General features: G+C 49.9%; 21 protein-coding genes. 13 read left to right on the forward strand and 8 right to left on the reverse strand.

Annotated features, from left to right (window positions below):
• Nucleotides 1-90 precede the first annotated feature (90 nt).
• The 3 genes from ACO0K3_RS03485 to ACO0K3_RS03495 all read left to right on the forward strand — a co-directional run bounded on the left by ACO0K3_RS03485 (nucleotide 91) and on the right by ACO0K3_RS03495 (nucleotide 2923).
• Nucleotides 91-705: a Maf family nucleotide pyrophosphatase gene (locus ACO0K3_RS03485; RefSeq protein WP_422981895.1), complete on the forward strand. Its 615-nt coding sequence runs from the start codon at nucleotides 91-93 to the stop codon at nucleotides 703-705.
• 126 nt (nucleotides 706-831) lie between these two features.
• A complete protein-coding gene (locus tag ACO0K3_RS03490; RefSeq protein WP_422981897.1) occupies nucleotides 832-1584 on the forward strand; it encodes an SAM-dependent methyltransferase in 753 nt (250 codons plus the stop codon).
• 178 nt (nucleotides 1585-1762) lie between these two features.
• The gene (locus ACO0K3_RS03495; RefSeq protein WP_422981899.1) at nucleotides 1763-2923 is read left to right on the forward strand and encodes an iron-containing alcohol dehydrogenase; all 1161 of its coding nucleotides are present in this window, start codon (nucleotides 1763-1765) and stop codon (nucleotides 2921-2923) included.
• A gap of 124 nt (nucleotides 2924-3047) precedes the next feature.
• Here ACO0K3_RS03495 and ACO0K3_RS03500 read toward each other — a convergent pair whose 3' ends face one another.
• The 3 genes from ACO0K3_RS03500 to ispD form a co-directional block, all read right to left on the reverse strand.
• On the reverse strand, nucleotides 3048-3320 hold the full coding sequence (locus tag ACO0K3_RS03500) for a DUF4404 family protein (protein ID WP_422981901.1): 273 nt from the start codon (nucleotides 3318-3320) through the stop codon (nucleotides 3048-3050).
• Between the two features lie 41 nt (nucleotides 3321-3361).
• Nucleotides 3362-3898, reverse strand: a complete 537-nt coding sequence (gene ispF, locus ACO0K3_RS03505; RefSeq protein ID WP_422981903.1) for a 2-C-methyl-D-erythritol 2,4-cyclodiphosphate synthase — start codon at nucleotides 3896-3898, stop codon at nucleotides 3362-3364.
• 329 nt (nucleotides 3899-4227) lie between these two features.
• On the reverse strand, nucleotides 4228-4947 hold the full coding sequence (gene ispD, locus ACO0K3_RS03510; protein WP_422981905.1) for a 2-C-methyl-D-erythritol 4-phosphate cytidylyltransferase: 720 nt from the start codon (nucleotides 4945-4947) through the stop codon (nucleotides 4228-4230).
• A gap of 276 nt (nucleotides 4948-5223) precedes the next feature.
• Here ispD and mfd point away from each other — a divergent pair, with 276 nt between their 5' ends.
• The 4 genes from mfd to ACO0K3_RS03530 all read left to right on the forward strand — a co-directional run bounded on the left by mfd (nucleotide 5224) and on the right by ACO0K3_RS03530 (nucleotide 12688).
• Nucleotides 5224-8646 (forward strand): transcription-repair coupling factor, encoded by a 3423-nt coding sequence (mfd, locus tag ACO0K3_RS03515; protein ID WP_422981907.1) that lies wholly within the window; start codon nucleotides 5224-5226, stop codon nucleotides 8644-8646.
• 270 nt (nucleotides 8647-8916) lie between these two features.
• A complete protein-coding gene (gene serB / locus ACO0K3_RS03520; protein WP_422981909.1) occupies nucleotides 8917-9792 on the forward strand; it encodes a phosphoserine phosphatase SerB in 876 nt (291 codons plus the stop codon).
• A 435-nt stretch (nucleotides 9793-10227) separates the two neighbouring features.
• Nucleotides 10228-11295 carry a phosphotransferase gene (locus ACO0K3_RS03525; protein WP_422981911.1) on the forward strand — a complete coding sequence of 356 codons (1068 nt, stop codon included), beginning with the start codon at nucleotides 10228-10230 and terminating at the stop codon, nucleotides 11293-11295.
• A gap of 133 nt (nucleotides 11296-11428) precedes the next feature.
• On the forward strand, nucleotides 11429-12688 hold the full coding sequence (locus ACO0K3_RS03530) for an acyl-CoA dehydrogenase family protein (protein WP_422981913.1): 1260 nt from the start codon (nucleotides 11429-11431) through the stop codon (nucleotides 12686-12688).
• A 107-nt stretch (nucleotides 12689-12795) separates the two neighbouring features.
• On the opposite strand, the gene ACO0K3_RS03535 is transcribed toward ACO0K3_RS03530, so the two are convergent.
• Nucleotides 12796-13671 (reverse strand): DMT family transporter, encoded by an 876-nt coding sequence (locus ACO0K3_RS03535; protein WP_422981915.1) that lies wholly within the window; start codon nucleotides 13669-13671, stop codon nucleotides 12796-12798.
• A 512-nt stretch (nucleotides 13672-14183) separates the two neighbouring features.
• On the opposite strand from ACO0K3_RS03535, the gene ACO0K3_RS03540 reads away from it, so the two are divergent.
• The 6 genes from ACO0K3_RS03540 to ACO0K3_RS03565 all read left to right on the forward strand — a co-directional run bounded on the left by ACO0K3_RS03540 (nucleotide 14184) and on the right by ACO0K3_RS03565 (nucleotide 19922).
• Nucleotides 14184-14876 (forward strand): glutathione binding-like protein, encoded by a 693-nt coding sequence (locus ACO0K3_RS03540; protein ID WP_422981917.1) that lies wholly within the window; start codon nucleotides 14184-14186, stop codon nucleotides 14874-14876.
• Nucleotides 14877-14883: 7 nt separating this feature from the next.
• Nucleotides 14884-16107, forward strand: coding sequence for a DUF2863 family protein (locus tag ACO0K3_RS03545; protein WP_422981919.1), 1224 nt, complete (start codon nucleotides 14884-14886; stop codon nucleotides 16105-16107).
• Between the two features lie 348 nt (nucleotides 16108-16455).
• Complete coding sequence (locus tag ACO0K3_RS03550) at nucleotides 16456-17646, forward strand: acyl-CoA dehydrogenase family protein (RefSeq protein ID WP_422981921.1); 1191 nt, start codon at nucleotides 16456-16458, stop codon at nucleotides 17644-17646.
• A gap of 10 nt (nucleotides 17647-17656) precedes the next feature.
• The gene (locus ACO0K3_RS03555) at nucleotides 17657-18796 is read left to right on the forward strand and encodes an acyl-CoA dehydrogenase family protein (protein WP_422981923.1); all 1140 of its coding nucleotides are present in this window, start codon (nucleotides 17657-17659) and stop codon (nucleotides 18794-18796) included.
• 184 nt (nucleotides 18797-18980) lie between these two features.
• On the forward strand, nucleotides 18981-19445 hold the full coding sequence (locus tag ACO0K3_RS03560; protein ID WP_422981925.1) for a MaoC family dehydratase: 465 nt from the start codon (nucleotides 18981-18983) through the stop codon (nucleotides 19443-19445).
• 24 nt (nucleotides 19446-19469) lie between these two features.
• The gene (locus ACO0K3_RS03565) at nucleotides 19470-19922 is read left to right on the forward strand and encodes a MaoC family dehydratase (RefSeq protein ID WP_422981927.1); all 453 of its coding nucleotides are present in this window, start codon (nucleotides 19470-19472) and stop codon (nucleotides 19920-19922) included.
• Nucleotides 19923-20290: 368 nt separating this feature from the next.
• Here ACO0K3_RS03565 and ACO0K3_RS03570 read toward each other — a convergent pair whose 3' ends face one another.
• From ACO0K3_RS03570 to ACO0K3_RS03585, 4 genes are read right to left on the reverse strand one after another with little or no spacing between them, the layout of a single operon-like run.
• Nucleotides 20291-21376: a WD40/YVTN/BNR-like repeat-containing protein gene (locus ACO0K3_RS03570; RefSeq protein WP_422981929.1), complete on the reverse strand. Its 1086-nt coding sequence runs from the start codon at nucleotides 21374-21376 to the stop codon at nucleotides 20291-20293.
• A 2-nt stretch (nucleotides 21377-21378) separates the two neighbouring features.
• Entirely contained in the window at nucleotides 21379-21648 is a 270-nt protein-coding gene (locus ACO0K3_RS03575; RefSeq protein WP_422981931.1) for a MoaD/ThiS family protein, read from the reverse strand.
• A 7-nt stretch (nucleotides 21649-21655) separates the two neighbouring features.
• Entirely contained in the window at nucleotides 21656-22129 is a 474-nt protein-coding gene (locus ACO0K3_RS03580) for a CYTH domain-containing protein (RefSeq protein WP_422981933.1), read from the reverse strand.
• Between the two features lie 35 nt (nucleotides 22130-22164).
• Complete coding sequence (locus ACO0K3_RS03585) at nucleotides 22165-23295, reverse strand: M14 family metallopeptidase (protein WP_422981935.1); 1131 nt, start codon at nucleotides 23293-23295, stop codon at nucleotides 22165-22167.
• Between the last annotated feature and the right edge of the window lie 380 nt (nucleotides 23296-23675).

Below are 23675 nucleotides of genomic sequence, written 5' to 3' on the forward strand. Positions count from 1 at the left end.
AGCAATTATTGTGATTTTGTCGGCAATGTTTTATGAATGGACTGTATTTTACGCCATACTCTTGCCAAATTCACTAGCAAATTCCAAAACATGTCCATCAACCCGACTCAAGTGCGTTTGATTTTAGCATCCAGCTCCATGTATCGCCGCGAATTATTATCCAGATTGCAATTGCCATTTGAATCAATCTCACCCGACATTGATGAACAAGCATTTTCCGGCGAACTTCCGGAACAGACCGCACTAAGACTGGCGAGGCAAAAAGCTAAGGCAATCGCCGAATCTGCACCTGGCGCGCTAGTGATCGGCTCCGACCAGGTCGCCACGCTCGACGGACAGCAAATCGGTAAACCCGGCAACCATGCCAACGCCCTGCAACAATTACAAACTATGCGTGGCCGGGAGGTCGTATTCCACACCGCACTGTGCTTACTGGATGCCCGCGTTCCGGGCAAATGGACAACGCAGACGGAAGACATCACAACAACTGTCCTATTCCGCGACCTCAACGACGCAGAACTGGATGCGTATCTGCGCATCGAACAGCCTTATGATTGCGCTGGCAGCGCCAAAAATGAGGGGTTGGGCATCGCGATTATTGAAAAAATCGACAGCAGCGACCCGACCGCGTTGACAGGTCTGCCACTGATCGCCCTTACTAGCATGCTACGGCAAGCAGGCGTCAGCTTTTTTACCCAACCCTGATTATCATCCAGGCAGAACAAACATCCTTTGATAAAAACAGGGGAGTATCCTTAGTAAATATCGACAATCCGCATATTCTATGCGGGCAATTAACAATCAAATTCACATACCCTACCCAGTATATTTATGCCCGGCACACTTTATCTGATTCCCAATACCTTAGGTTGCGCAGAAGACCAGCAACAGACACTGCTCCAAAGCATCATCCCCGATACCGTCCAGCAGATGAGCGCGGGGCTGACACATTTCGTCGTTGAAAATGCCAAGACCACCCGTGCTTACCTGAAAATGCTGAGTCAGCAGCACCCTCTTGCCACACCTTTGCAAGAAATTGTCATGAGCGAACTCAACGTCAATACTCCGGCTGCCGCGCTGGAAGGCCTGCTTACACCATTACTGGCAGGCCACGATCTTGGCTTGATTTCAGAAGCTGGCGTACCCGCCGTCGCCGATCCGGGCGCCAACTTAGTCCGCCTCGCGCATCAACGCGGCATCAAAGTGCGCCCATTAGTCGGCCCATCGTCCCTGTTGCTCGCCTTAATGGCCAGCGGTTTAAATGGCCAGAGCTTCGCCTTTCATGGCTATCTGCCCACCGATGCAGCGCAACGCACCAAGCGGATTAAAGAGCTTGAAGACCGCTCCCGCAAAGAAAAGCAAACCCAGCTATTGATAGAAACACCATACCGTAATGCGGCAATGCTTGAGGCACTGGCGAATTCCTGCCATCCAGGTACCCTGATTTGCGTAGCGACCGACCTGAGCCTGAGTAGCGAAATCATCAACACCAGAACCGCCGCCGAATGGAAGGCAAAAATCCAGGCAAACAAGGCACCCGATTTTCATAAAAAACCCAGCGTATTTTTATTCCTTGCGCAATAAAACATCAAAAAAAGAACGACCGATCACAAAATCTGAAATTGCGCTAGGATAGCGATCAGATCTGTTATTTACACATTCACCTATCAGTCGCTTAGCCGCTTTACGGATAACTCAAGTAAGTTATCCAGATAATGAGCACAAAAGCGAAGCCAGGCCATATCAACTCAAGGAGACGCTCATGTTGAATTTCGATTTTTACAATCCTACCCAAATCATGTTTGGCAAAGGCCGCATTGCCGACCTCGATAAAGTCATTCCCGCCGACGCCAAGGTATTAGTGCTCTACGGCGGCGGCAGTATCAAGCAAAATGGCGTATTCGACCAGGTCATGAGCGCACTCGGCACACGCAGCATCACTGAATTCAGCGGTATCGAACCGAATCCCAGCTACGAAACACTGATGCAAGCCGTCGACTCTGTGAAGAAAAACAAAATCGACTTCCTGCTCGCCGTGGGCGGCGGCTCAGTGATTGATGGCACCAAATTCATTGCCGCAGCAACATTGTTCGACGGTGAGGATCCATGGGCGATTCTGGAAAAAGGCGGCCGCAATGTCACGCAGGCATTGGCTTTTGGTAGCGTACTGACCTTACCGGCAACCGGATCAGAAATGAATAGCGGCGGCGTCGTTACCCGCAAATCCATTAAAGCGAAAATGGCATTTTCCAGTCGCCATTGTTTTCCAAAATTTTCCGTCCTCGATCCGACAACAACCTTCACGCTACCAATCCGTCAGGTCGGCAATGGCGCGGTCGATGCATACGTTCATGTGATGGAGCAATACATGACCTATCCGGTCAATTCGCCGGTACAGGATCGCTTCGCAGAAGGTTTATTGAAAACCCTGATCGAAGAGGGCCCAAAAGCCTTGGCGGCTCCGGAAGACTATGATGTCCGTGCGAATCTGATGTGGTGCGCAACCATGGCGCTGAACGGCGTGATTTCTACCGGCGTGCCGCAAGACTGGTCTACCCATATGATAGGTCACGAACTGACGGCATTACATGGCATCGATCACGCCCAGACACTGGCAATCGTCTTGCCAAGCATGCTGAGAATCCGCAAAGAAAGTAAGCGCGCCAAGCTGCTGCAATATGCGGAACGCGTCTGGGATCTGCGTGACGGTAGCGAAGACAGTCGCATTGATCGAGCGATCACGATGACACAAGATTTCTTCGAGCAAATGGGCGTTAAAACTCGTCTGGCAGATTATCAATTAAATGCCGACAACATCCCGCCAATTCTAGCTGCGCTTGAAACTCATCGCATGGTGACGCTTGGCGAAAAACGTGATGTGACATTGGATGTGAGTCGTCAGGTGCTGGAACTTAGTCTGTAATTTGGCAGGAACTGCTACCTGCTTCTCAGCAAAGGACAAGCCATGAAAAAGCCCGCAATAACGCGGGCTTTTTTGATTCGGACCGGCATGATAGTTATGCATGCAATCTGACATGTGGACTGCGCTACACGCCGATTTTCTCCAGCATGCCGCCCAGTTCACGCAAGACCGGTTCCAGCTTCGGATGCTGCGCCGCGAATTGTGCTGACAAAGCCTGAGAGCGCTCGCTCAATGCAGTAAAAATCGGGTCGCCAGCTGTGTCATCGCGACTCAAGACTTGCACAATATCTTTATCGAGCGCCTCCAGCAAAGAACGCAGCTCGACATCCACCGTATCCGCATCCTGCAAACCCTCGTGCAATTGCTTTAACAGATCTTTTAAATTTTGCTTATCCATCGTTGTGCTCCTTGGTATTGAACATCTTCAGTGTAGCCCTGTCATACGCGAAACACCAGCACCACCGCCTCGGCGGCAATCCCCTCTTCCCGACCAAGATAGCCAAGACGTTCGTTGGTTTTAGCCTTGACATTAACTTGCCCAGTATCCACTTGCAGATCGGCGGCGATATTCGCCACCATGCCCGCAATGTGCGGCGCCATTTTCGGCGCTTGCGCAATGATGGTGGCATCCAGATTGCCAACTCTAAAACCGGCCAGATGTAATCGCGCTACTGCCTCCCGCAACAAAACACGTGAATCAGCACCAGCAAATCGCTTATCCGTATCCGGAAAATGTCGCCCGATATCACCGAGAGCTGCTGAGCCAAACAAGGCATCTGTAATCGCATGTAACAACACATCAGCATCCGAATGCCCCAGCAATCCCGTGGTGTGAGGAATATCAACGCCCCCGATAATCAGTTTGCGCCCCGTCACTAGCGCGTGACAGTCATAGCCCTGCCCGATACGAAATGGCGGAAAACGAGGATCAGGAGTTGCTGATGCGCTGCTCTCAGCGGATATATTAGTAGTCATAAGTAATTAACAAAAATAATAGTGAGGGTGAATTTGACGAAGATTTGACGAAGATTACGCTTTGCTCACAAGTCGGTTCACCATTCAACCCGGATTCCCCATCAGACCGCGAACACTTCGTAAAAACGCCGATGATCTACGGTCATTCAATGGATTAGCACCCTCGAGATGTGAATGCGAACGCTACAGCGGGAAGACGCGTCCATCAATCACAAGCGCCAGCAGGCTTTTAGAATTAATGGGGAGTATAGTCAATAACAGGCATTCATCCGCATATTTTATCTAGGTAAAATTTAATACTCCACTCCAGTATAGTCGCGACAATAATATTATTCAGGCGTACCCGCCAAATACGACTGCACCAGCGCAAGGTCGCTTGGTAAAGTTACTTTAAGATTGCGCGGATGACCTTCCACCATCATAGGCACATGTCCCGCAGCCTCCATCGCACTCGATTCATCCGTCACCTCCCCCGCCGCATCCAGCGCGGCACTCAATGCGGCATGACGAAACATCTGCGGCGTCTGGGCCAGCCACAAGCCTTCGCGTGAAATGGTAGCAAGCTTACCGTCCTGCAGTCGCTTCACAGTATCGACCACCGGCAAAGCCAGCAAACCGCCACTGACATGATCACCCACGCGAGTGATCAGTTCTTGAATCAATGCAGGCGTCAAGCCAGGCCGTGCCGCATCATGTACCAGCACCCAGTCGTCCGGATCAAGCTTGGACTGAATTGCCTGCAACCCATTACGTACGGTCTCACGCCGTGTTACGCTGCCACAGCGCAAAATGCTGACTTTATAACTTGCCGTATCGAGTCCACGCAATGCGTCATCCACGTAGGCGTCATACGCGCTGACGACGACATAGACATGCTCAATCAAGGGCGACGCCAGAAATGCCTCTACGGTGTAACGCAGAATCGGCACGTCATGAATCATCAAATACTGTTTCGGCACAGCCCCCCCCATCCGAGCACCAACACCGGCGGCAGGAATCAGGGCAACATATTTTTTGCGGGTCAGATCGGTTTGTAAAGAGCTGGTCATCAAAGCACTGCGTTCCTCAAAAGCAAAGGCTGCATCGTTTATAATTGGGGATTACGATAGTTATACATTTGCAGTCATTTTAACCGCCAATTCATGGCAACGAAGTTCTTTAAAGTGCTTTCGTACGCGTTGTTGAAACTGGTTGTACGGGCTGGTAAGCGATATGGCCCGAACTAATGTGCTACTCCATCGCCACTCAACTGCAATACAACTGCAACACAACAGCAACTCAAGCGCAGCTCAACCGCAATCCAACAGATACCCGACCACTCAGCAATGGCATTTGATCTCGTAAAAGCCTTACCTAAACCTGGCAACCGCTTGGTACTTCCCGCCTTACATGGCTCTGCTGATGCATATGCCTTATCGCAGGCAGCTACTGCACTGAAAGCTCAGCAGCGCATGCTCAGCATCGTCGTTGCAAATCCAGCAGATGCACAACGTTTACTCGATGAAATTCCGTGGTTTGCTCCTGAATTGCGTTGCCATTTGCTGCCGGACTGGGAAACCTTGCCCTATGACGCGTTCTCACCGCATCAGGATCTGGTATCGGAACGTTTATCCACGCTGCATGAGATACAAAACGGCAATTGCGATGTATTGCTGGTACCCGCCACCACGGCGCTGGTGCGCATGGCCCCGCCGTCGTTTTTGGCTGCCTACACGTTTTTCTTCAAGCAAGGCGAAACGCTGGATGAGTCAAAACTTAAATCGCAATTAACACTGGCTGGTTACACCCATGTCTCACAAGTCATGTCACCTGGAGAATATTCCGTACGTGGCGGCCTGATCGATTTATTCCCGATGGGATCGGTGCTGCCATACCGCCTGGATCTGTTCGGTGACAGTATCGAAACCATCCGCACCTTTGATGCCGATACTCAGCGCTCGCTGTATCCCGTCAGAGAAGTGCGCCTCTTGCCGGGGCGCGAGTTCCCGATGGATGAGACGGCTCGGACTGCATTTCGCGGCCGCTGGCGCGAGACTTTTGAAGGCGATCCGTCGCGCTCCATGGTGTATAAAGATATTGGCGGCGGAATTGCCTCTGCCGGGATTGAATACTACCTGCCGCTATTTTTTGACGAGAGTGCAACCCTATTCGACTATTTGCCAGACCACACACACTTCACCCTGATCGGCGATATCGAAGAAGCGATTCAAAGGTTCTGGGTAGATACCAGATCACGCTACCAGTTCTTAAAATCGGATCGTGAACGGCCGGTATTACCGCCAGAGTCCATCTTCTTGCGGGATGAAGATTTTTTTACTGAACTCAAATCTCTATCTCGCTGGGTTATTCAAAAAGACCCCGTCGCATCGGAGCTCTCCAGCAGTCTGCCCGACGTCGCCGTCAATCGCCGTGCCGATGATCCGCTGACGAATTTACGGTCGTTCCTGTTGCAATCCAAGCACCGCATCCTGATCTGCGCAGAAACACTGGGACGACGCGAGACGTTGCAACAGTACTTTAACGAATACAACATCACACTGGCGCTGTGCGAGGGCTATGGCGATTTCATCACCGCCAGCGACAAGCTGATGCTGGGCGTCGCACCGCTACATGCCGGATGCGTACTGGCTGAAGGCATTGCGTTTATCACCGAAGCCGAGTTATATGCAGGTTCCGGCAAACGCATAGGACGCAAGAAGCAGGAAGCGGTCACTCAGGTCGAGCACATGGTGCGCGATTTGTCTGAACTCAAGATCGGCGATCCTGTCGTGCATACCAATCACGGCATCGGGCGCTACATGGGACTGATCAGCATGGATCTAGGCGAAGGAGAAACCGAGTTTCTGCATCTCGAATATGCCAAAGATACCAAGCTGTATGTGCCGGTATCACAATTACATGTGATCTCACGTTACTCCGGCGCGTCGCCAGATGATGCGCCTTTGCACAGCCTGGGTTCCGGGCAATGGGAAAAAGCCAAGCGCAAAGCCGCCCAGCAAATTCGCGATACCGCTGCCGAACTCCTGAACCTGTATGCCCGCCGCGCCTTGCGTCAGGGACATGCGTTTGAATATTCGAGTAAAGATTACGAAACCTTTGCCGATAGCTTCGGCTTTGAAGAGACAGCCGATCAGGCCGCCGCCATTACCGCCGTCATCGGCGATATGACATCAGGCAAACCAATGGACAGGCTGATCTGCGGTGATGTTGGCTTCGGCAAAACGGAAGTCGCCTTACGTGCCGCCTTCGTCGCTGTCATGGGCGGCAAACAGGTGGCAATTCTTGCACCGACTACCTTGCTGGCGGAGCAGCATGCGCAGACCTTTGCCGATCGTTTTGCTAACTGGCCGGTCAAAATCGCCGAGTTGTCACGCTTCCGCTCCGGTAAAGAAATTGCACAAGCCATCAAAGGCATGGACGACGGTACGCTGGATATCGTGATCGGCACCCATAAATTATTGTCTGAAGACGTCAAATTTTCGCGCCTCGGTCTGGTCATCATCGACGAAGAACATCGTTTCGGTGTTCGCCAGAAAGAAGCTTTAAAATCCCTGCGCGCCGAAGTCGATGTTCTGACGCTAACGGCAACGCCGATCCCGCGTACGCTGGGCATGGCGCTGGAAGGTTTGCGTGATTTTTCCATCATCGCCACTGCGCCACAAAAACGACTCGCGATCAAAACCTTTGTCCGCAGTGAAAATGATTCGGTGATTCGCGAAGCCTGCTTACGCGAATTGAAACGCGGCGGCCAGGTCTATTTCCTGCATAACGAAGTCGATACCATACAAAACCGTAAAGCGATGCTGGAAGCGCTCTTGCCAGAAGCACGCATCGTCGTCGCTCACGGTCAAATGCATGAGCGGGACCTGGAAAAAGTCATGCGTGATTTCGTCGCACAACGTCACAATATTTTATTGTGCACGACAATTATCGAAACCGGTATTGACGTCCCCACGGCCAACACCATCATCATGCACCGAGCCGACAAATTCGGTTTGGCACAGCTACATCAATTACGTGGCCGCGTTGGCCGATCGCATCATCAGGCCTATGCATACTTACTGGTAAACGATGTGCAAACCCTGACCAAACAAGCTGATCGTCGCCTGGAAGCGATTCAGCAAATGGAAGAGTTGGGCAGCGGATTTTATCTAGCAATGCACGATCTGGAGATTCGCGGTGCCGGTGAAGTATTGGGTGACAATCAATCCGGCGAGATGCACGAAATCGGCTTTCAGCTTTATTCAGATATGTTGAATGAAGCGGTGCGCTCACTCAAGAACGGCAAAGAACCCGATCTCGCAGCGCCTTTGTCCAGTACAACAGAAATCAATTTGCACATCCCTGCACTGCTGCCGAACGATTTTTGCGGCGACGTACATGAGCGGCTATCCATCTACAAGCGCTTGGCCAATTGCAGCAAACAGGACGCGATTGATGATTTGCAAGAAGAAATGATTGACCGCTTTGGCAAACTGCCTGAGCCAGTCAAGACATTGCTAGAAACACACCGTCTGCGCGTAGCAGCCAAGCCTCTGGGCATCATCAAGATTGATGCGCATGCCGAAGCAGCGACTTTACAGTTCGAGCCTAAACCACCCATTGACGCAATGCGCATCATCGAACTCGTACAAAAAAATAAACATATCAAACTCAATGGTCAGGATAAGTTGCGGATTACCGCAAACATGCCGGATCTGGCAACAAGAGTCACGCAAATAAAAACAGCTTTACGTGCTCTGCATTAAACCAGGATTTCTCATTAGAACAACGGCAAATGTGTATTGGGCGAGCTGACTGGCTAGACGTGATGACGCAGCAGACTATATTCTGGAAGGAGGCGCAACAACGCTAGGCAGTTCGCCAGATGCGCAATTGCCGTTGTAGCGCCCCACTCACATCACGGAAGTACGATTCCCTTGACGGCCGCATGCCACTTGTGTTTCTACGAAGCGATAGCGGTCTAATGGGAAATTCGGGTTAAACTTCATTCCATCTACACATCCCACTAAAATAACATGCACTTAACGATACAAGGCCTGAGACAAATTCTGACGACCGACCTGGCGCTGATCAAGCACATCGCAGGCCTGACCCATGCAGAAAAAATTATTGCCATTACACCGCAAGCAGTTCGCCTTGAAAATCTGCGTTGTGAAAAAGAGTTAGCCGTACTCAAAGCACAGATCGAAGCAAATTGTTTAGCGGCACATCTGGACGCGACGCTCAGTGAATCGACACAAACTTTAGCCGATTTCAAATTAGTCGCGATGGACATGGACTCGACTCTGATCACCATCGAATGCATCGATGAAATCGCCGATATGCAAGGCCTGAAGCCGCAAGTTTCAGAAATCACCGAAGCAGCAATGCGCGGTGAGATCGAATTCCAGGAAAGCCTCACCCGTCGTGTCGCCTTGCTAAAAGGTCTGAATGCAAACGCTCTGCAAAAAGTGTACGACGAGCGTGTGCGCCTGTCTCCTGGCGCAGAAAACATGCTACAGACAGTACAGCAGGCTGGCTTGAAAACCCTGCTGGTATCCGGTGGTTTTACCTTCTTTACCGATCGCATGAAAACCCGTTGCAATCTCGACTACACGCACGCCAATGTTCTCGAAATCGATCAGGGAAAACTGACCGGAAAAGTTATCGGCGGCATCGTTGACGCAGTAGAAAAGCAACGCACGGTTGAACGCATCGCAGCAGACCTAGGCATCTCTGCCAAAGAAGTCATCGTCATGGGCGATGGCGCGAACGACCTCAAGATGATGAGCATTTCCGGCCTGTCAGTCGCCTTCCGCGCCAAGCCTGTCGTCAGAGCGCAGGCTGATGTGGCATTGAATTTTGTCGGGTTGGATGGTGTGCTGAATATCCTGCATCCTCAGTATCCTTAAAAGTTGCTGGAAATTGATTGGTACTATCAAGCCCATTCGTACTTGCCAATGGGCTTTTTTATGAATGCGAGAAATTTGCACCCTTTCAAAAAATAGTACGGACGTACGATTTTTTGAGATAGAATAGTTTGAGACCATGTTTGAGAGATGTTTTAATCTGGATTTTCCATTAGAACAGCGATAAGTGCGTATCGGCGGACTGGCTGGCTAGACGTGACGACGATGCAACCTGGATGTTGCAAGGAGGAACAGCAACGCCAGATAGTTCGCCAGACGCGCATTTACCGCTGTAGCTTTCGCACTCACATCACGATGACACTATTTTATTGAAGAGCGCATGCCATCTGCGTTTCTACGAAGTCATGGTGATCTAATGGAAAATCCGGGTTTAAGTGCAATACCCAAATCACTTTAAAGCGATCAACAGGAGACACGATGTTTGAAGAATTCATGGGCACCATGCCGGTAGCTGACCGTCAAAAATTTGAAGTGGGTGCGCTTGCCGAATATATGCGCCAGCATGTCGAGGGTTTTGATGCGAAAACGGCTGACACGCTGACTGTTGAACAGTTTAAAGGCGGCCAGTCAAACCCCACCTTCAAAATCACGGCGGGCAATCAACGCTACGTCATGCGTGCTAAACCAGGACCTGTTGCCAAGCTTCTGCCCTCTGCGCACGCTATAGAACGTGAATTTAAAGTCATGGATGCGCTGAATAAAGCAGGCTTTCCGGCGGCGAAGCAATATGCTTTGTGTGCTGATGAAGACGTCATTGGCCGCGCCTTCTACATCATGGAATTTGTTGATGGCCGTGTACTCTGGGACCAGTCTCTACCAGGAATGACACCTGCTCAGCGCGCCGATATCTACGATGAAATGAATCGCGTCATTTCGCAATTGCATACGATTGATTACGCGGCGATTGGCCTGGCTGATTACGGCAGACCCGGCAATTATTTTGCAAGGCAGATCGACCGCTGGACCAAGCAATACAAAGCGTCGGAAACTGAAAAAATCGAGGCGATGGATAATCTGATTGCCTGGTTACCGAATAATATTCCCGCCGGAGATGACACCAGCATTGTGCATGGCGATTACCGCCTCGACAATATGATGTTTCACCCGACAGAGCCACGTATTCTGGCGGTGCTGGATTGGGAATTATCGACACTCGGTCACCCGCTTGCAGATTTTTCCTACCACTGCATGAGCTGGCATGTGACTGCGGGTCAATTCCGTGGCATTAAAGGTCTGGATCATAAAGCGCTTGGGATTCCTAGCGAGCAAGATTACATCGCCAAATATTGCGAGCGCACTGGTAAAACAATTCGCCAGGAAGATTTTAGCTTCTATCTTGCTTATAACATGTTCCGCATGGCCGGTATTTTGCAAGGCATCATGAAGCGCTACGTCGATGGCACAGCATCCAGCGCACAAGCGAAAAAATCCGGTGAGGCAGCACGGCCAATGGCAGAGCTCGGCTGGAGTTACGTTAACAAATAACGCATAAAGCACGCATAGCAGATACAGCACATATGTAATCGAACAGATTTCATCGGCATTTCACTATCACCACCTAAATCACTACCTAAAAATAAAACCCTAAAATAGCAGGCTAACCCATCAGGAGACAAGCATGGAATTCGACTACTCGGATCGCTGCAAGGAATTGCAAGGTAAATTACTCAAGTTCATGGATGAGCATATTTATCCAAACGAAAAAGCCTACAAAGAAGAAATTGACCGCAATGGGCTTGAAAAAGGCAATCGCTGGATCGCGACCAAAATCATTGAAGACCTGAAGCCCAAAGCCCGTGCACAAGGTTTGTGGAACTTATTTCTACCAAAATCGGCACGTGCTCCAGAAGGTTTATCCAACCTCGATTACGCGCCCTTATGCGAAATTATGGGTAGAGTCGGCTGGGCGCCGGAGGTATTTAACTGCTCAGCGCCCGATACCGGCAACATGGAAACCATCGAACGCTACGGCACCGAGGAACACAAAAAACAATGGCTGGAACCATTGCTGCGCGGTGAAATCCGCTCCGCATTTGCGATGACAGAGCCAAACGTCGCCTCATCCGACGCCACCAATATCGAAACACGGATTGACCGTGATGGCGATCACTATGTCATCAATGGACATAAATGGTGGATCTCCGGTGCAGGCGATCCGCGCTGTGCCGTCTATATCCTGATGGGTAAAACCGACATCAACGCTGCACGTCACTCGCAACAATCGATGATACTGGTCGATGCAAAAACGCCGGGCATTACCGTCGTGCGCCCTCTTCCCGTATTCGGCTATGACGACGCACCACATGGTCATTGCGAAATTTTATTTGAAAACGTTCGCGTTCCCGCCTCCAACCTGCTGCTAGGCGAAGGGCGTGGATTTGAAATCGCTCAGGGCCGCCTTGGGCCTGGTCGTATTCACCACTGCATGCGTGCGATCGGTGTCGCAGAGCGGGCACTGGAACTCATGTGCAAACGTCTGAATAGCCGTGTCGCCTTCGGTAAAAAAGTATCCGAACAAAGTATCTGGCGCGAGCGTATTGCCGAGTCACGCATTCAGATCGACACAGCACGTTTGCTGACGCTGAAAGCCGCTTATATGATGGATACCGTCGGCAACAAGTTTGCGCAAGCAGAGATCGCCATGATCAAAGTACTGGCACCGAACGTCACGCAACAAGTGCTGGACTGGGCAATTCAGGCACATGGCGCAGGCGGTGTGTCAGGCGACTTCCCGTTGGCGGCACAATGGGCAGGCAACCGTACATTACGCTTGGCAGATGGCCCGGATGAAGTCCACCGCAATGCAATCGCCAAACTCGAACTGGCGAAACATATCAGTCTGACCGAGGACTTGGGTTTGCCGATTACCCGTTCCTAAGCAGCGAAATCCTGTACAACAAAACGGCGAAGACCTTCTTCGCCGTTTTTTATTCTGAGCCAGTCTTTATTTTAAAAAGTATTGGATCAGTACAAAACACAATTATCTTAATGAGATGCGCGTGACTGCCAATAAGTCGCGACTGATGTCGCTAGCAACACCATCGCACAACCAACGATGACCCTAAATGATTGTGACTCGTGCAACACAAAGTAAGCCAGCACAATGCCATACACCGGCTCAAGAGAAGTCAACAAACTCGCAAACCGGGTAGAAACATGACGCAGTCCAAACAGAAACAGACCATGTGACAACGCCGTGAACACGACGCCAAGCAATGCCAGCCCCCACCATGTCGCCGCCGAGACAACGGACAAGGCACCACTGACTAAAACAAATGGCAACAAACTCAGGCAAGCGACTCCATTCTGATAAAAAGCCAGCGTAAAAGCCGCCATACGGGCACCTTGCCAGCGATTGACCAGGGTCAGTAGCGCAAAACTGAATCCCGACGCCACACCCAAAGACAAACCGAGCAGAGCATTGCTTTCAGTCAAGCGATCCAGATGCGTATCACTCACCATCACCACCATACCGGCAAGCACCGCCAATGCAGCAATCCAGTCACGACCATATCGCGGCTCTTTAAATAGCCAAGGCTCAAGCCAGGCTACAAACAAAGGGAAACTCGCAAACCCCATCAAACCATAAGCAACCGGTGCTACCTTTAATGAAGCAAAAAAAGTCAGCCAATGGATCGCAAGCAAAACGCCACATAAGTACACGGCTTTAGAAATGCCTCGAAAACGTAATTCCCGCTGTAACACCAATACAGGAAACAAACTCAATGCCGCAAACAAAGTACGTCCGAATACCAGCAGCAAAGAACTGGCAGCGAACAACTTCCCGATGACACCAGCGCTACCAAACAGGAATACAGCGACATGCAGGGCAAGGATCGCCTGGAGAGATTTGTTATTCATGAGATGAACTCAACATAAACCTACCCTCTGAATTTATATATTTGTATATTTATCTAAGCGACCTATAGGCATTGATTATATGAATAACATTGGTTTAAATTATCCGATTTTAGGTGTGCCGTATGATCTTAGGCGATAAACCGCGTTGATTTCCCAATCGAAAATACAAATTCAGCATCATTTGATACCGCTCCGATTGAGTGGTATAGAAAATAAAGACAATATTTTCGTTGATACCACCAGAGTAAACAGCGCAGAACACGGCCTGGCGATGTAACAACCAAGGTGAACTTTACATCACTTTGCTGAACAAAATTTCAAGGAAAGTTCAAGGTGGCGCGTTTAGGAAAAAGCCAGGAACTTAATATCTACATACTGTATCTAGTAAATGATCGCCGTCCTATTCCTAAGCTATAGTCAAATCACTGCGCGAAACCGCAAACCTCTGCATAATAGAGTTGTTGATTTGAATTGTTAATTTTTTACTGCGCAATAATCTCCTGGAGACCCTGATGATTGATGTTTATTCCTGGCCAACCCCTAACGGTCATAAAGTTCATATCATGCTGGAAGAATGTGGCTTGGCATATCGTGCGATTCCGGTGGACATCGGTGCTGGCGATCAGTTTAAAGAATCGTTCCTGGCAATCTCGCCGAATAATAAAATCCCAGCCATCGTTGATGCTGACGGCCCTGACGGCAAACCAATTTCTTTGTTTGAATCTGGTGCCATTTTGTTATACCTGGCTGGCAAGACAGGCAAATTATTGGGCAAAACCGATCGTGAAAAATACAATACCTTGCAATGGCTGATGTTTCAGATGGGCGGACTAGGTCCTATGCTCGGTCAGGCACATCACTTCCGTATCTACGCACCGACAAAAATTGACTACGCCGTGGATCGTTATACCAACGAGGCCAAGCGCTTATACGGTGTGCTGGATAAGCAATTAGCTGAGACAGAATATCTGGCGGGCGATACTTATACGATTGCTGACATCGCCAGCTTCCCTTGGACGCGATCAGCAGCAAACCAAGGCATAGACTGGGCTGATTATCCCCATGCAAAGCGTTGGTTTGATGCGATTAGTGCCCGTCCTGCAGTGCAACGCGGTGTCGAGGTATTAGCGAATTTGCGTAAGCCTCTGGTTGATGACAAGGCAAAAGAAGTTCTTTTTGGTAAAACGCAATACAGTAAAAAATAAGGTTCACATGCGTCGTCCCCCGCAAAATAAAAGTACCAAGCTCTCGCAGGAAAGTCTTCGTCTGGTCAATCTGGCGGTGGCAGTATCGCAGTCTGCCAGCCGGATTGAGGATAGCGCGTGGCAAAAACAGCTTGATGCTTTAGTGAGGAAAAATCTCAAAGCACATCACGCCCAGCTCGATAACGCTGCCGAGCATGTGTTTAAACATCATCCCGAAGCTTATGAGGTGATGATTGAGACGCTGGAATCATTGAGCACATCTCAAGCTTTTGAACATAATGGTCAGTGGTTCGATGCGCTGCTGATCACGGCGCCGGTGCTTGCGTGGACGCGTTTTGAAATCTTCGCCGGGCAAATTGCAACAGACCATGCGCAGTTACTGGCGACGCAATTGCAAGCCTGTCTATTAACATCGCAGGCAAGATTGCATTTGCTGCCTACCCTGTATTCGCTCGACCAGTTGCCACGCAATCATAGCGAGACTGCGGTGCTACTGGAGCGCCTGGCGCAGGCGGAATTAAAAGGGCTTACGCCACAACATTCACAAGACTTAATGCCAGTGATTCCGTTTTTGGCCGATATCCGGTTTATGCTGGCGGTTGTGATTGTGCCGCAAGCTCAGCCACTTTTTCAATGGCAGGAGATTGCGGCTCCGTTCGATTGTGCACAAGCAAAAACGGTTGCACTAGAAAAATGGACTGAGCAAGCAACACCCACACTGAGCCGCCTGCTGCCGGGCTGTCATATCGACCTGTTAATGCCGGAGGCTTTTTATACCGCCTGCCGCGAAGCCGATATCAAAATACGGCCTGCGTTACTGCGCTCTGCCGTGTTCTATCTGACACAGCACCTCGATGTCGACGCCAGTGAACTACAGACCATCGTCGCAGGGTTTGGTGATGAAGATTCGCCAGGTCAGATTGAAGAATACCGGATCAGTTTTTTATTAAAATCGGCACCTGAAGTGTTATACGGTGTGGTCTGGCCTTTGTATCAGCCTGACGATCAGGTCAATGCCATCGACAACCCTACGGAGAATATCTGTGTTGGTGAAATTCCTGCAATCCTCAATGATTGCGGCGTATCGGACATCCGTAAAATCGACGATGTATTTTCGATGGAATTTTGCGATGACTGTCATGCGCCGCTCTTCCCCGATGCAGATGCTGACCTGGTCCATGCAGAGATGCCCGCCGATACGCCCGCACAAGGCTCGGAGCATTTTCATTGAGATCGCAGTCGGAATCGATCAAAAAAGCGGAAATCTTTGTTCCGCTTTTTTTTTGCTTTTTTTTAAAGTATTTCCTAGTTACTACCCATGCATTCCCCGTTATGGACTGACTCGGAATAATCCAATTATTTGCTTGCCACCGTTATATAAATCCGTTGTACAATTAGTTTTGAACGGTCGTGCTTTTTTATTTATGGTGTAGATATCATTCTTTTTCCGGATACTTTATACCTGATGTCAGCACTTCTTACATTGGCTTATATACAGGCCGAATACGGTATGAGGACTCAGCGGACAATCGACTGACAGGCCGATCAGAGTACAGCGACCAATAACAAAGGAGACAACATGGATTTGAATTACACGGCGGAAGATCTGGCTTTTCGCGATGAGGTAAGAGCCTACCTTGAGGCTAATTTGCCAGCCGACCTCAAACAAAAAGTATTGAACCACAAACGCATGTCACGCGAAGATTTTGTCCGCTGGCATAAGATTCTCGCCAAACAAGGCTGGGTTGCTACAGGCTGGCCCAAGGAGTATGGCGGTACCGGCTGGACGGCAACGCAGCGTCATATTTTTGAAGAAGAATGCGCTCGCGCTGGTACGCCGGCCATCTTGCCATTCGGTGTCAATATGGTCGCTCCCGTCATTATGGCCTTCGGTAATCAGGCACAAAAAGACTACTATCTGCCCCGCATACTGAATTGCGATGACTGGTGGTGTCAGGGTTACTCCGAGCCGGGTTCTGGCTCTGATCTCGCTTCGCTGAAAACCCGCGCCGAGCGCGATGGCGACTATTACATCGTGAATGGTCAAAAAACCTGGACAACGCTGGCCCAACATGCCGACATGATATTTTGCCTGGTGCGTACAGAATCCGGCGGACGCAAACAAGAAGGTATTTCGTTTCTGCTAATTGATATGAAAACGCCTGGTATTACCGTACGTCCTATCATCATGCTTGATGAAGATCATGAAGTGAATGAGGTGTTCTTCGATAACGTCAAAGTACCGGTACAAAACCTGATTGGCGAAGAAAACAAAGGCTGGACTTACGCCAAATATCTGCTCGGTCACGAACGTACCAATATCGCGGCAGTCGGTCGCGCTAAGCGTGAGCTGGAGTTTCTCAAACGTGTGGCCAATGACCATCAGAAAAACGGTAAACCGCTGATCGATGATCCGGTCTATGCCAGCAAAGTCGCGAGCCTCGAAGTCGAATTGATGGCGCTGGAAATTACTGTCCTCCGTGTGATCTCGCAAGACAGTGGCCGTCCGGGACCGGAAGCCTCTTTGCTCAAAATCAAAGGCACAGAAATCCAGCAACGCCTGACCGAATTGATGATAGAAGCGGTCGGCCCTTACAGCCTGCCATTTGATCCGACATTCATGCATGGTGACAGTGAGCATAGTGTGATGGGCGACGATGATGCCGCTCCGCTGGCATCTTATTACTTCAACTTCCGCAAGACGTCGATCTATGGCGGCTCTAACGAGATACAAAAAAATATCATCACCCAAATGATTTTGGGTCTGTGAGGAGAACACAATGGATTTCAGCTTAACTCAAGAACAGCAGCAATTTGCCGATGCGATCAAACGCTGGGTCGCCAAAGATTATAATTTTGAACACCGCAAAAAAATCATCGAATCACCAGAAGGCGTATCGGATAGCGCTTGGGCTGCGCTGGCAGAATTAGGCGCCATGGCACTGCCGATCCCTGAAGATCAGGGCGGCTTTAACGGTAATGCGATTGACATGATGATCGTGATGCAGGAACTTGGTCGCGGCATCGTCATCGAGCCATATTTTGCCACGGTGTTCGGGGTAGAATTTTTGAAGCTGGCCGGTACACACACCGGCGTACTGGAACAAGTCGCTGGCGGAGAAATTAAACTCGCTGCCGCCCTGGCAGAAAAACAATCACGCCACGACCTGTTTGATATCGCAACAATGGCAACAAAAAATGCTGACGGATTTATTCTGAACGGGACCAAGACTGTCGTTCTGCATGGTGCGCAAGCGGATAAGTTGATCGTATCGGCACGCAGCAATGGTGCTCAACGTGACACCGCTGGTATCAGCCTGTTCCTCGTGGATGTCACTAGTGCGGGTATCAGCCGTCGCGACTATCGCACGATTGATGGTTACCGTGCTGCGGATATCAGTTTCAATCAAGTTCAGGTACCGGCTGGTGCACTCATCGGTGCTGAGTCTGCGGGATGGGAGATACTCGATGCGGCATCCGACTATGGCGTGACCTTGTTATGCGCTGAAGCGGTTGGTGTGATCGAGGCAATTACCAACGCGACCCTGGAATATCTGAAAACTCGTCAGCAATTCGGCGTGCCAATTGGTAAATTCCAGGTCTTACAACATCGCATGGCAGAAATGTTTATGGAGATGGAACAAGCGCGCTCGATGGCAACATTGGCGGCTGTTAAGGTCTCATCCAGTGATGCAGAAGAACGTCGCCGCACTGTCTCAGCAGCCAAAGCACGGGTCGGTCAAGCTGCGCGTTTTGTCGGTCAAAATGCGGTGCAGCTACATGGTGGCATGGGTGTGACGAACGAATTGCCAGCAGCGCATATGTTTAAACGATTGACCATTATCGAGCTGTCACTGGGCGATACGGATCATCATCTGGCACGTTTTGTAGCGCAGCCAGGCTTCAAAAAAGCGGCATAAACAGCAAGAACTAAGTAACAAAACCCTGAGTACCGGTCATCAACAAGCACGCACTGCTCCTTGTGTACCTGCATTGTTGATGACCGTTGCAACCCATGCTTGCATCCAGTTTTTGTAATTACTCTCGCACTATCTCGTACTATCCTTCGCAACATCTCTTGCAGTATCAAACGAGGAGACGCACATGACAGCAAAAACCTATCAATGGTATTTCGAAGATTTTATTCCTGGCAGCGTCATTGAATTAGGCCAGCGCACACTTGGCGAAACCGAGATAATCGACTTCGCAAGACAATTTGATCCCCAGCCTTTTCACATCGACAAAGAAGCCGCCGCTCATTCTATTTTTGGTGGTGTGATCGCTAGCGGCTGGCACACCTGCGGCATCATTATGCGTATGGTCGTTGATGGGTTTCTCAACGACTCGGCCAGTATGGGATCGCCGGGCTTAGAAGAAGTACGCTGGATTTTGCCTGTACGACCAGGGGATACTCTGACCGTCAGTGCAGAAACATTGGAAAGTCGTCCATCGACTTCCAAGCCAGACCGCGGTGTAGTCATCACTTTATGGAAAGCCATCAATCAAGATGGCAAACTGGTCTGCACCATCAAAGGCATGGGTATGTTTGGCCGTCGTCCTGCTGCATAAACTAATCATCATCACGGAGACAAAATGCGTGAAATACACAATTTAACAGAACTCAAATCCCTGGTCGGTCAGGATGTTGCGACCTCAGACTGGGTAGAAATAAGCCAGCAAAGAATTAATACGTTTGCCGAGGCGACCGGCGACTTGCAGTGGATTCATATTGATGTAGAACGCAGCAAACGCGAATCACCGTTTGGTGGCCCGATTGCACATGGCTTCCTGACTTTATCCCTACTACCGATGCTGATGCAAAACGCAATCACGATGAGCGACGTCAAGATGGGCGTGAACTACGGCCTGAATAAAGTACGCTTCGTATCCCCCGTTCCGGCAGGCAGCAGAGTCCGTGCCAAAATGCATTTGCTCAGTGTAGAAGATATCAAGGACGGTGCCCAAATGACTTGGGAAGTCACGATAGAACGCGAAGGCAGTGATAAACCAGCCTGCGTTGCTGAATCAATTTCGCGCCGGTATTGAGCCGATGTCGACAATCCTAGGTCCGCAATACTGACGTATTGCCAGGCCGAGGCTACCAACTCTGTTTGGAGTGCCGTCTTGATTAAAGGATTTTTATACATCCCTTAAAAAAATATGCAGAATTCGTAGCATCCGCAATATCCATGCGCCTTGCAGAGCATTAATGGCTTGAGAGGCTCATGGATAGTGCGGATTCAATTTCAAAAGCGTCTAAAATTCTTTATTCGACATTTTATGAACCGCCTATTCCTGGCCTTTCCCTATGCCTCCGCATCTCTGCGGTGAGGCATGACAAGTGATAGCACGTTAAGCAGACAGACAATTTTGCCCATCAAGAGTCAGGTCAATCGTCATATCAACCGCCCTCTTTAATAAAACTTAATGGCATACACTGGCGGCAAATAAGCAGCAACTTGCTGCCATTCGTCACCTGCATTCTCGCTGCACCAGACGTTGCCTGTCGTCGACGCCATCAACAAAGTTTTGCCATCATCGGCAACGATCAATCCGTGGCGATAAATCAAATCATAACAATCCTGCTGCGGGAGACCATTACTCAAAACCTCAAATGTCTTACCGCCGTCACGCGTACGTGTGACAGACAAAGCACCGCCTTTAGGCACTCTTCTCTGATCTGCCTCCGCTGGCGCAAACCAGGCGGTATCAGGCTGGCACGGACTAGCAGCCACCGCAAAACCAAAATCAGAAACACCGTCGGGCGTCATTATTTGCTGCCAGCTCGCAGCATTATTCTCTGAACGCCAGATGCCGTTATGATGCTGACACCACAAAATATCCGGTGCAACCGGACAGCGTGCCAGCAAGTGTGGATCCTGAACGTTTTCACTATCCGCCAGCTCAGGTGGCATATAGCTTGCCTGCATGCCTTTTGCCGTCAGAGCCCAGTTTGCTCCACCATCACGTGTCTGCCACACGCCACCGCAAGAGATTCCGATGACAACATGCTGGCTGTGACGTGGATCGACGCAAATCGAATGAATACCGGGCACGTCGTAACCACCGCCAAACCATTCTTTACGTCCCGGCTGATCCCACAATGAGCGCATTAACTCCCAGCTGTTACCCCGATCGGTGGAACGAAATAAACCACCGGGCAAAGTACCTGCCCACAAGACGCCAGGCTCATCAGCACCACCGGCGACCAGTGACCAGATCAGCTTCAGTTTCCATTCAACCTCGCCTTGCGGCCGGGTCAATTGCTCGGGATAAGCCGGGACCGCAATCTCCGTCCATTCAGCCAGATCAGAATCACGCCGGTGCAGCTTAACCCCAAAATGTCCTAAATTTAATGCCGCATACAAAGCGCCGTCACGTTGATCATGCAGGCACATACTCACTGGCTCACCGAGAAAACTGATGTCACCCAGTTGCCAGCCAGCGTCTGTACGGACCAGATCAAACAAACCTTTGCGCGTTGCAATCATCGCTTTCATGATCAACCTCCAGAGAGAGCCTGCAAAACATACACGCGACTATCCGACAATAACGTGTCGTCCAGACGCTGACGGTCAAGTACTCGCCTGCCATCAATAAAAATCACGACATGCAGGCGCAGATGCCCTTGCTCGTCCAGTACATATTCACGTAATCGGGGATTTATTGTAAATGCAAAGTCTAATGCATCACGCAATTGGTAAGCGGGGGTATCCACTTCAGGCACCTCGGTAAACCGACTGAGCTGTTGAGTGAAAACCAATGTAGCCATGATTAGATTAAGATTTAGGCCACAGGCAAAACGGATACTTCAGAAGATTCGCATTCGCATAGCGATGATCGTGACTGACCTCTGCGCCAAGCCATGCCGGACGCGCAAATTCCTGTGCCTCGGATTGCAGCTCAACCTCAGCAACAACCAATCCGGCATTATCGCCAAGGAACTCATCAACCTCCCAGATCAAACCATCGTAAGCGATACGGTAGCGGAATTTTTCGATCAAAGGTTGTGCGCACAATCCGGCCAATAATTCTTTTGCGTCAGCGACGGGGATAGGATATTCCCATTCTCCGCGAGAAATACCTTCTGTCTTGCCCTTGATCGTCATCACCGCATGTTCACCCTCGATGCGCACACGCACAATGCGCCCGGGGTCAGCGCAAATATAGCCCTGGCATAGATGAACGCCCTGCCCTTGCTGCTTCCAGTTCTGATTCACTACCAGAAATTTACGTTCTATTTCTATGCCCATGCTGTGCGTCACCAGTTTGCTTAGTACGTAGGTTATTAATTGATCTGGTTCAGTGAGGTCAAGATCGGCTGCAACATCGCCTCCCCCAGCTTCATGCTGCGCGCGCCATCCCAGCCGACTTCTATATCCGGCAAGTTGGCATTGTCTTTAAATGGCAATTCCAAAGTGAGCGACACACACTTGAAGGTATGGCCGATGTACTTGGATGCCAGCTTCAGGACATCTTCATTGTACTTGCTTGCTTCATAGCCAAACTTAGTTTGAAAATCCGGACTTGCCGCGACGAAACTATCCACAAACGCTTGTTGTTCGGCAGCCTGTTTTTCGCTGAAGCCATCAAGCATTTCACTACCGGCAACGAAGACATAAGGCAAAGCCTCGTCGCCATGAATATCCAGAAACAGATCGCAGCCAACTTCATGGATTTTATTCTTCACATGAAAAACTTCAGGGCTTGTTTCCAGCGATGGCGTCATCCATTCACGATTCAGGTTGGCACCCGCAGCATTCGTGCGCAGATTACCGCGTACGGAACCATCAGGATTCATATTCGGCACAATATATAACACTGCCTGATCCAGAATACGGCGGGCGATTGGATTTGCCACATCAATCAATGCGTTCAGAGTACCTTCGACCAGCCATTCCGCCATCGTTTCACCAGGATGCTGACGCGCAATGATCCAGACTTTTTTCCTGGCAGCAGGATCGCCGACAACCACCATATTCAGATCTCGACCATCGACTGTGCTGCCGAGATCCTCAACCTGCACCAGTGGCGACTGCTCAACACTACCCAGCACAGCCAGATGACGCTCCCAGCTGTACGGTTCGAAATACGCATAATAGACACTATCAAATTCTGGCGAATGACTGATGGTCATTACCTTGCCGTCAAACTCAGTATCGACACGGAACCAATTCTCACGATCATAGCTCGCTACCGCCTGGTAGTTTTCCCAGCCGGCAGGATAAGTTGACTCGCCAGCGTTCAGAATATGCATCACTACATCTTGATCACGTGCGCCTTGTAAGCGGAAATAAAACCATTGTGCAATATCAGCATGAGAATCTTTACGCAACTTCAATTCAATCGCATCTGCTTGCATCGCTTTAACAACCTCAATCGCACCCGCATCGAAATTTTGACTAATTTTGATAGACATATGTTGCTCAGTTCTTTCTGATCCAGAATTATTTTTCTGTGTCGGCTAGTTTGGGATAGCCGCAACCCGCAGGTGCGGCAATAAGAACAATATTGTCACAGGTTTTATACGATTGTGAAAATAATTTAGTCATTTTTACGCTTTAAAGATACTAAATCCCTGGAGAATCTACAAAGTGTCGATAGAGACGTAATCAGGGAATTTATTGGTCTGTCGGGCAATAAAAAAGGCTTACAGAAAAATCTGTAAGCCTTTGATATTTATTGGTCGGGACGGCAAGATTCGAACTTGCGACCCCGTGCACCCCATGCAGGGATACAATACGCCCAATAACTACTATCCATGCGGCTTTTAACTTTAGTACGTTCAATATACAGTAG

It is taken from the genome of Undibacterium sp. Rencai35W (genome assembly GCF_049340185.1).
Lineage (GTDB): Bacteria > Pseudomonadota > Gammaproteobacteria > Burkholderiales > Burkholderiaceae_D > Undibacterium.